At 41.5% G+C, this 8,821-nt stretch carries 9 protein-coding genes; all 9 read right to left on the bottom strand.

Features of this window, described 5'->3' with window-relative positions:
- Nucleotides 1-195: 195 nt before the first annotated feature.
- Nucleotides 196-891 carry a tetratricopeptide repeat protein gene (locus CHA6605_RS30950; RefSeq protein WP_041550387.1) on the bottom strand — a complete coding sequence of 232 codons (696 nt, stop codon included), beginning with the start codon at nucleotides 889-891 and terminating at the stop codon, nucleotides 196-198.
- Nucleotides 892-1,159: 268 nt separating this feature from the next.
- Nucleotides 1,160-1,432: a hypothetical protein gene (locus tag CHA6605_RS30945; protein WP_015329114.1), complete on the bottom strand. Its 273-nt coding sequence runs from the start codon at nucleotides 1,430-1,432 to the stop codon at nucleotides 1,160-1,162.
- A gap of 12 nt (nucleotides 1,433-1,444) precedes the next feature.
- Nucleotides 1,445-2,032, bottom strand: coding sequence for a hypothetical protein (locus CHA6605_RS30940; protein WP_015329113.1), 588 nt, complete (start codon nucleotides 2,030-2,032; stop codon nucleotides 1,445-1,447).
- Nucleotides 2,029-2,991, bottom strand: coding sequence for a nucleoside/nucleotide kinase family protein (locus tag CHA6605_RS30935; protein ID WP_015329112.1), 963 nt, complete (start codon nucleotides 2,989-2,991; stop codon nucleotides 2,029-2,031). The genes CHA6605_RS30940 and CHA6605_RS30935 overlap by 4 nt, the downstream gene beginning before the upstream one ends.
- Nucleotide 2,992: 1 nt before the next feature.
- Entirely contained in the window at nucleotides 2,993-3,640 is a 648-nt protein-coding gene (locus tag CHA6605_RS30930) for a hypothetical protein (RefSeq protein WP_015329111.1), read from the bottom strand.
- Between the two features lie 14 nt (nucleotides 3,641-3,654).
- Complete coding sequence (locus tag CHA6605_RS30925) at nucleotides 3,655-5,109, bottom strand: ATP-binding protein (protein ID WP_015329110.1); 1,455 nt, start codon at nucleotides 5,107-5,109, stop codon at nucleotides 3,655-3,657.
- Between the two features lie 7 nt (nucleotides 5,110-5,116).
- Nucleotides 5,117-6,145 (bottom strand): hypothetical protein, encoded by a 1,029-nt coding sequence (locus CHA6605_RS30920; RefSeq protein ID WP_015329109.1) that lies wholly within the window; start codon nucleotides 6,143-6,145, stop codon nucleotides 5,117-5,119.
- A 22-nt stretch (nucleotides 6,146-6,167) separates the two neighbouring features.
- Nucleotides 6,168-7,955, bottom strand: coding sequence for a hypothetical protein (locus CHA6605_RS30915; protein ID WP_015329108.1), 1,788 nt, complete (start codon nucleotides 7,953-7,955; stop codon nucleotides 6,168-6,170).
- 20 nt (nucleotides 7,956-7,975) lie between these two features.
- On the bottom strand, nucleotides 7,976-8,797 hold the full coding sequence (locus CHA6605_RS30910; protein WP_015329107.1) for a hypothetical protein: 822 nt from the start codon (nucleotides 8,795-8,797) through the stop codon (nucleotides 7,976-7,978).
- Between the last annotated feature and the right edge of the window lie 24 nt (nucleotides 8,798-8,821).

Below are 8,821 nucleotides of genomic sequence, written 5' to 3'. Positions count from 1 at the left end.
CAGCTTAAAATCACTTCTTTTCCCATATTTTCAAATTATCCATCACCCTCTGATAAGCTTTTAGCTTCTTTTGTTCTTTAAATAAGAGAGCAGCTTGGGTAAGATCGGAAATGGCACTAGATATACTATTAAGTTTAAAATAGCTCAGATGAGCGCGGTTTTCAAAAGCAAAAGCATAAATAGGGTCGAGTTCGATTAAATAGGGTCGAGTTCGATTGCCCGATCGTAGTCCGTTAACGCACCTTGAAAATCATTGAGATCGTAATGCTTCGTCCAAGCACGGCTTTGGAATGAAAAGGGATGACTGTCATCAGATTGAATAGCTTTGCTAAAATCGTCAAAAGCTCCTTGAAAGTCTTGGAAATTATCGGCTTTTAAACAGGCACGATTCGTATAATTGAGAGCATTAGCTTTAATTTGAATAGCTCGATTAAAATCTTCTAAAGCCCCTTCAACATTTTTAGGCTTCCTGCTTTTTACAAAGCCTAGATTGTTATAAGCACCACCATATTCAGGCTCGATTTGAATGGCACACTCGAAGTCAGCTAATGCCCCTGGAACATCATTAAAATCGATATACTTGACAACGCCACGATTATTATAAGCAATTGCCCAGTCTGAATCGATTGCAAGTGCGCGATTGAAATCTGCCAAGGTTCCTTCCACATCATAGAGTCCTTCGTGCTTTAGAATACCTCTGTTTGTCAAAGCGATAGCAGAGTCAGGATAGAGTTTAATGACACGATCGAAGTCAGCTAATGCTCCCGAAACATTCTTGAGGTTTTCACGTCTCGAATAACCAATATTATAAGACTCAGCATATTTAGGATCGAGTTGTGCCAAGCAATTGAAATCTTGTGAAGCTCCATAACTTTTTTGGGAGTTGTTCATAATAGCGATGATAAATTCGATAAATTATATAATTTAAACGGAGCATTCCACTTTTTAAACAAATCGAATCTAGCTGTTAACCGCTGTCTTTTATAAGGCTTGAAAATTATTTTAAACTGCTCGAATAAAAAGCATGTACACAGATTCTTGCCCTGCGGGGCGGCTGGTTTTTGACTGTCCGAACCTCCGAAATTTTCTGGCTTCGATTGTGAGCTGCTGGCAATCGGTTCGGACAGTCACCGCTTCGCTAAAACCAGCTTGATTCAAACTAAATTTGTGGATTGTTGCGGGGAGGAAGCGAGAATAAATCTCGATCGACCGTACTAATCAAGTAAAAATCTAAACCCCGCTCGATCGTATTAGAATCGACTACTTTTAACTGCATCAGGTTGGAAACTACCTCACCAAGTAATCGATGTCTGCGAGCTTGATTTATCCGCTCGTTCTTTAATCTCTCAGCTTGCAGCTCCATAATAATTTTGTCGGCAAGATCGCTCTTGCGTAACTCTTTAATCTTTTTTTTTGAATGTCTAGCGATCATAGAATCTAAAAATCAATAATAAAAATAAGGATGAATTTGGCTGACTGTTAACAATAAGTCAGAAACTTTGGCATTTGTATAGCGATCTGAACGGGGATAAACTAGGCAACTACGAATCTGTCGATTATAATATGTGTAATTAAGTTTATGAAGATTGACATCGGCTAGTCTAAATAGGATGTCTTTTCGATCGATTGCCTTTAATACGTGCGGCTCTACTCTAGTAAAAATAGTCTTCCAAACAGATGCTTCATAAGCTTGACTCAAGAAAAAGCTGTATTTCAAGTATTTATATTTACTGTTAAATCCTACTACTAAGGAGACGATTTTTTGAATCTGTTTGTGACACGGTGGTAGAACTTGCCACCAGTGAGCGCGAGTATCGATTTTAATCGGGAGACGATCTAGGTAGAGATGAAATTTGAGAGGATCGCACTCAGACATCAGAGCGTGAACTTGACGATCGCACAACAGCTCGTCTAGTTGCCAATCTGGGAGCGCGGGAAAGATGTGCCGTTGATATGAAGCTCCATAGCACGTTAGCAAAGTTTGCAAAGCGCGATCGACTAGTTCTCCCCCTGACGATACATAATTAATCAAAGCAAATGCCCCGTATTTCTAAAAGATTGCCAGTTATTCTCCAACCATTTATCTATTTTCAGTTTCACGATTGGATTGAGTTGCTTCCCGTTATAGCCATTCTTCACAATTTCATGTAACGGAGTGCCGAGATCTACCGCTTCGAGAATTGCCGGATCGGCGAGCCAAGGCAGGATGTTAGCAATTTTAACTTTACCATCCTGTGAAAATTTGTCTAGCAGAGGTAACGGATCGAACCTATCCCAGTTAGGAACAGCACTAGTTATGCCTAAGTTAAATACGCAGACATGGTGCAGGTTGGGATATTTGGTAACAAAATCGACGAACATTTGTTGCGATGTACCGCTACCAAAGCTGCACCACCAATTTACAACTCTAAACGGCGGTGACTCGCTTGCCATAAGTGCGTTAATATTATTACTTTCTAGCCAAAGATCGATTCCATCATTTGCTGGCAAAGATGAAATTATATCTTGCTTTAAACTGTATATTATATCGAACAGTCGATCGCCTAAATAGCTGAATTTAGTATCTTTAGAGAAGATAATTTGTTCGCTAAGTATGTTTGAACTTACTGGCGACTTTTTAGCATCATCTTTATCTGCTAACGATCGACCGAAGCGACTGCCGATCGTCGAGCTAACTGAAGACTTTATATCCTTTTGCTGCCAAAGAGACACGGTTTCTTTGTCATAAGCTCGCGCTACATTATAATTAGGATCGGCATCAACTAAGGTAAACGCGCGACCGAGCTTAATAAATCTCTCACAAAATAGACGGGCGAGAGTAGATTTTCCAGCTCCTCCTAAAAATCCATTGGAAAGGTGTAATGTTGGGATGTTTGAATCGTCTGTTTTTGGTGGTTCTGGTACTTTGGTTGTTTCCATAGAGTCGTCTATTTTTGCTTCTCCTATTGCTTCTACTTGCTCCACAGGCTCATCTTTTTTAGAACTCCTCATATCACTTAAGCTCCAGCATACAAACAGGTTTACCAGTCTTTTTTAACCCTTTACGGATGCACTCTTCTACAGAGCTATTGCCAGATACAAACGCACGACGGAGAATTTTACCATCGGCAGTACTCAACCATTCCAGCATGGCACCATCCGAACCTCTGGCTAATCTTAATTGTTGAGGGAACATGGCAAAATATGCTAGCAATGATGCTGCTACCACGCCGATAGAGCATCCACCTAAACCCCAACATAAACTGATAAGCTTGGTATTAATATTCCGACCGCTACGCTCGATTGCTTGCTTGGTTAGATTGTGTAATTTGTCGCGATCTTTAGCAAGTTTTTCAAATAGTTCTTCTTGTTTGAGATCGATAGCTGTAGCTTCTGTTTGACGCTGCTGCCGTTCTTCGTCTAAAAGCAGTCCAAGTGCTTGAGGTACGGCAGAAGTAACCACGCTTAAATACTCGCTAATCTTTTCAATTTGAGCGATCGTCCCAGTAATATCATAAATTTCATCATCGGTAGATAGTTCTCGACTATTAACGAGCTTGTCGATATTATCCAGTGCTTGTTTTCGATCGATAGCATCGATATAGGTGGTAAAGGGTGACTTACCAGGATTGCTATCATTCTTGTTAGTAGCTGTAACCATTTGATTATTAAAGCTTAGTTTGAACTTACTTTAGGAGGGCTGTAGGGATCGATATTTCGAGGTGCCAGAATACTTTGTTTTTTTGAATGAGAGGGCTTGGCTAACTCGCGGATTGAATTCCGCATTAACACGATTTGTTTGGAGTTACGGTTGAAGATGCAATTAAACTGCATTGCCTCTTCAAGTAAATCTCTTGCTGTCACTTCTGCATTAAGGTCGCACTCCTTAACTTTTGCAACTGTATCGACGACAATTTGCTCGATTTCGGCACCGACATACTCAATCGTTTCGTCGAGAATACCTTGCCATTCGTACTTATCAAAAACGATACTATCTTTGAATCTAGCATCGAATCGTTTGAGAAATAGTAAGAATAAATTTAAACGAGATTCGGCATCTGGAGAATCGACTTCCCAGACAGTATCGAATCTTCCAGCGCGTGTGGCTTCAACTGGTAAATCTTCAATTCTGTTGAGAGTACCGATGACGAAAACGGGGAAAGTTTTATCTTGAAGCCAAGTCAATAGCAATGAAAGTAGCGGTTTATCATCTCTGGTAAATAGTTTCTCGATCTCATCCATGTAAAAAATGCACGGAGCGCAGACGCGAGCGATCTCCAAAACCCTTGCCATTGCAGTCAAACCGCCAACTTTGATTTTATCGATCTCTAGCGATAGCATGGGGTAGCCCAGAGCAGAGGCAATAGACCTTGCCGAGTAAGTCTTCCCCGTCCCTGGTATGCCCACTAAGAGCCAACCTTTGGGGTAAGGTAGCCCGATGTCGATCGCTCGCTGGCTGAATCTAAATTTGAGCTTGTCGATGGCGGCGACAAGCTCATCTAAACCCGCAATTTCTTTAAAAACTGGTGGCGGGTCGTACTTAACGCCCATTAGAGATAAACGGGCGTTACGGTATGTTTCTAAGTATATTTCTGGCTCCGAACTCTCGCTCGACTGCTGGAGCGCGAGCTTCAAATCTTGATAAGCTAGCCCCGATGCCAGCCTGAGATTGCGATCGCTTGGCTCGAAGTGGTATTGGCTAAATAACTCAGTAATCTCCGTAATAGTGGGCAACTTCCAGGCGTACTCATAGACAAATCGCGCCAGTTCGAGCGGCAATACGCTATCGTCTGTTTGCAACAGCACGATCCGATATTGATGTTGGCACAGAGAGTAGAGATCGGCGAACTGCTCGTAGATTAATTGCCGCTCCCAGGGCGCGAGCGTGGCGACGAATGTCAAGTAATTATCGAAGATGAAATTGCCGCCACTCGTACTTACATTACGGATGGCATCGAGCAGCAGCGGGAACGGCGAAGAGAGAGAATCGTCGCCAATCGCCACATTTAATCGCCACCGCTGACAGTCGCTTAGATGAGTATTGACGATCCATTCGCGATCGAGTGGATTGCAGCGCACTAGGACGATCCGGTGTTGGGTTATTAGTTGGATGAAATCTGGCTGGGACATGTTTTGGTCAAGGTTGTAAAACAGATAATTTATGTAGCATCGCCTGACGCGCTGGAGATATTTTTGCAGGCGATAAGTGTTGTGTTAATGTAGAAAATAGAGGTATGCCCCAGATAAAGCCGTATAGACTAGCGATTGTGGCAATTGCAAAAAGTTTTGGCAGTTGAGATTTCGTTTCTTGTTGATGAAGTGATTTAACTTCAGTGGTTCTTGGCAGCTCATCAATTTTCTTGACGATCTGATGTTTACCTAAGAAATTGTCGATAGTGATGTAGTAATCATCATGCAAATGGAATTTCGCTTGGGAAACATAAGATTCTAAATCCTCCCGCAAACATGCTTTTAAGCAATATTCTGGCGGACTATCAGTTCTTTGATGCTGTGATTCTGACGGGTGAAAGCCAGGATACTCGATTGCAGCTCGCTCTGAAACATATCTAATGTCTGATTCATAATTGCTAACGATCGAATACTGTAATAAGTCCGATCCAAAATCAAAGATCCAATCTCTCTTGTCGGATTCATAGCTATTGAGGATATTGTTATTTTCTTCAATACTTAAATTAGATTCTTTAGAATCTAATTTAACATCCTCGAATAAATTAGATTTAGCTTCGATAACTTCAGTAGGAGCTATTATTTTTTTAACTATCTTATTTTCACCCAGATAATTGTCGATAGTTAAGTAGTAATCTTTGTCCCCCCAGCGATCCTCAGAACAATAAGAACCGACTATTTCACTACATGCTTTCAAGCAATATGCTGGTGGACTATCTGATTTCTCGATTGAGCTATCGATATATATTAGAAAATCTGCATCGGTTTTCTTTATCGATCGGTGGGTGTGTATTAGAAAATCTGGATGTTCGAGTTTCACCCTTTCCTCTACATATCGACGATCGGATGTGTAACCAGCTACTAATGATGCTCGAAGTAATTCAGAGCCATAGGTTGAAATCCAATCTCCTTTTTGACGATCGTAATCTTGTATTTTATCGGCAACATCTACGGTATCAGTTTTATCTAAATTATTCATTTTTGTAATACTATTAAAGAATTTATCGGCTTGGTGATACTTCTGGTTCTGGCTGCGATCTTTCGGAATTACCGCCGTTAGTCGGCAGTGTTACGGTTCCTTTCTCGCCTTGAGTTGGCAGAGTAACTGTCTGAGCGTTGGCAGGTGCAGGAGTTCTCTCAGGGCTACCCTGTGCGAACTGTGGAGAGTTATTGCTAGAGTCAGGCGTGGAGTTAAGTACATTTTCGCCTTGAGTCGGCAGGGTAACTGTCTGAGCGTTAGCAGTGGTGGTAGCTTGTTCGGGGGCGTTAGTTTTATTCTTAGGCTTAGGTTTGGGTGTGTTGATACTTGGAGCGTTACCAGCAGTTGCTAATTCGGGAGAGTTGCTAAGATTAGGCGTAGGGCTGGGCGCGTTTTCTTTAGCGATCGGTAAATAGTTGGGATCTTTCGATCGAGCGGCTACTTCGAGTTGTTGGGCTTCTTTGACTGGTTGAGGATCGATCCCTCGTGCCACCAAAACTTTCTCTAGAGCTTTGGTGACGTTTGGATCGTTAAGTTTGGGAGCTGGCTGAAATTTACCGTCTTTATCTAGTTTGCCGATCTGAATAGATTTGCTACCTTCATTTGGAGTAACGAAGATGGAGCGCGTTCCTCTTTGAGTTTGACGGTTGAGTCTGAATTTTACACCATCAATATTTACGGTTTTTTCACTTTTCGGCTTAACTTTATCAAACTCCGACTTTAATACTCGATCGTAAACGACAGTAGATGTCTGAGTTCGATCTACCTCTGTTGTAGGTTCGGCGCGATCGAGCGTTTTTCCAATCGGGGATCGGGGTGCTACTGGGGTAGCTGCTTGAAGTGGTTCGGGTACTAATTCAGCTTTGGGGTTGGTTTTGCTGACTTCTACCTTACTGCCTTTAGCCTCACGATCTGGAGTCGCAGCCATGCGTTTGGCGTAATTCGTAAGCTCTGTCAGTCCGTTCTCATCCTTGAGCTTAATACTGCTGAGGAGTTCGGGGTCACGATCGTAAGCACTATGAGTTACCACCCCTTGAGCGTCAGTTTCAAACAGCTTTTTGCCATCGTATTCGATTAGCAGGTTCTCTCCTCCTGCGATAGTAGTTCCCTCTTTGCTACCCATCAAATCGAGGACAGCTTGAGCATCTTTTTGAGATAATTTATTGTCAATGAAATTGTTATTTGAGTCGTATCCGTATAGGACTTCATTTCGATTATTTATCTGCTTCGGTTTTTCTAAATCTAATTCGCGCTCGACCCGCGCGACGATATTTGGTAAATCTTTAATTATTTTTTGTTTATCACCAGTAAATGTAAGTTTTTCTGATTGAGCGAATAAAAATGGAGATTTTCCCTGTTTGGCAAATAACCTAGAATCTTTAGATTCGATGCTTATCGACCCATTACGCTGCTTGTCAAACTTATATTTAGTTCCATTAACATCGATTTCGCGACTGAAAGATTTCTGATTTGCCAAGCGGCTATTTAACTGCTCGATCGATCGTTCCGCCTGTTGCTCTGGACTAAGATCGGGATTGTCAGAATCTTTTCGGGTAACTTTAACTCCAGAATCCATAGTTGTTTCGGGTAAATTTGTGCGAGATGCTGTAGCCGATTCGACAGAACGTGCTTCTGAGGGATTTGTACGAGTTACTGTAAGTTTTTTAGATTTGGTCTTGTTCTTTTTCTCCCGATTGGAAAGCTTTACTAATGCTGCCATCAAATTTGCAAATGCACTAGCTCCTGCTTGGTTGAGCTGTTGAGATGACCGTTCCGATTGACTGTGAATTTGGCTATAAGTTTCCTGCATCTATTTTCCCGATCTAAAGGTTAGAACGGAGCACGGTGGTTAGTATTTTTCTTGTTGTATGCAACTAAATGGCAAATATCATCGGTTTTAAACGATCTTGCTCGTCCATCGACTGTTAAGTCGGCAGGAATATAGTACTTTTTATCATCTTCGATATCGAAACCCATATCGATACCTGCTACCTCTAAAGACTTTTCGATGTCACTACCAATAACACAAAAAGTATCAGAACCAGTTGTCGGATCTTTCTCGACAAATATATTGCCAATATCTATAGTGGTATTCCAATCGACAATATCTTGTATTCCTGACGGTGACAGATCGACAATTTCACCTTCGACCCAATGTGGTGGGATAAAATATAGTTTCTCTGGATCGAACGGCATTCCAATATACTCAGCTAAAGAACAGTCATAAAAATTGGAATATCCAGCTTGTTCGACAATATCGATCGCGTATTGTCCCTTCACATAAAGAGGTCGTCCATCATAATTACCATCATCACGTTCGATATTAAGCACGATCCTTTGTCCGTCGCCATCGCATAGCCAGTGAAAAGGTATCTTGCATCGATCGTCAAACTCACTTTCTTCGTTCATATCCTCAAGCTGCTTTTTATGGCTGTTATAAATAGCCATACCGATCGGACATTCTACTAACGTTCGTTTAGCCTCTAGATCGTGGAAATAGATCAGTCGATCGTTTAAATGGATAGAGATATATGTTTGAGGTAATAAAGGATCGACCTCGACATAAAAGGGACTGCCACAATCTAACGCGAATAGACATTGTTTATCTGTTCTGACGTAGATTCGATCCCAACAAGTTGGTGTAGTTAGCATAAATTTAAGTTGAGTAAAAATATG

This window comes from Chamaesiphon minutus PCC 6605, from assembly GCF_000317145.1.
Taxonomy (GTDB): Bacteria; Cyanobacteriota; Cyanobacteriia; order Cyanobacteriales; family Chamaesiphonaceae; genus Chamaesiphon; species Chamaesiphon minutus.
The sequence above is the reverse complement of the archived record's forward strand: the minus strand, read 5'-3'. Positions and strand labels throughout refer to the sequence as shown.

Excerpts from the sequence above, each read along its gene's own strand:
- CHA6605_RS30950 (WP_041550387.1), bottom strand. The coding sequence starts at position 891 with ATGAACAACTCCCAAAAAAGTTATGGAGCTTCACAAGATTTCAATTGC.
- CHA6605_RS30945 (WP_015329114.1), bottom strand. The coding sequence starts at position 1,432 with ATGATCGCTAGACATTCAAAAAAAAAGATTAAAGAGTTACGCAAGAGC.
- CHA6605_RS30935 (WP_015329112.1), bottom strand. The coding sequence starts at position 2,991 with ATGAGGAGTTCTAAAAAAGATGAGCCTGTGGAGCAAGTAGAAGCAATA.
- CHA6605_RS30930 (WP_015329111.1), bottom strand. The coding sequence starts at position 3,640 with ATGGTTACAGCTACTAACAAGAATGATAGCAATCCTGGTAAGTCACCC.
- CHA6605_RS30925 (WP_015329110.1), bottom strand. The coding sequence starts at position 5,109 with ATGTCCCAGCCAGATTTCATCCAACTAATAACCCAACACCGGATCGTC.
- CHA6605_RS30920 (WP_015329109.1), bottom strand. The coding sequence starts at position 6,145 with ATGAATAATTTAGATAAAACTGATACCGTAGATGTTGCCGATAAAATA.
- CHA6605_RS30915 (WP_015329108.1), bottom strand. The coding sequence starts at position 7,955 with ATGCAGGAAACTTATAGCCAAATTCACAGTCAATCGGAACGGTCATCT.
- CHA6605_RS30910 (WP_015329107.1), bottom strand. The coding sequence starts at position 8,797 with ATGCTAACTACACCAACTTGTTGGGATCGAATCTACGTCAGAACAGAT.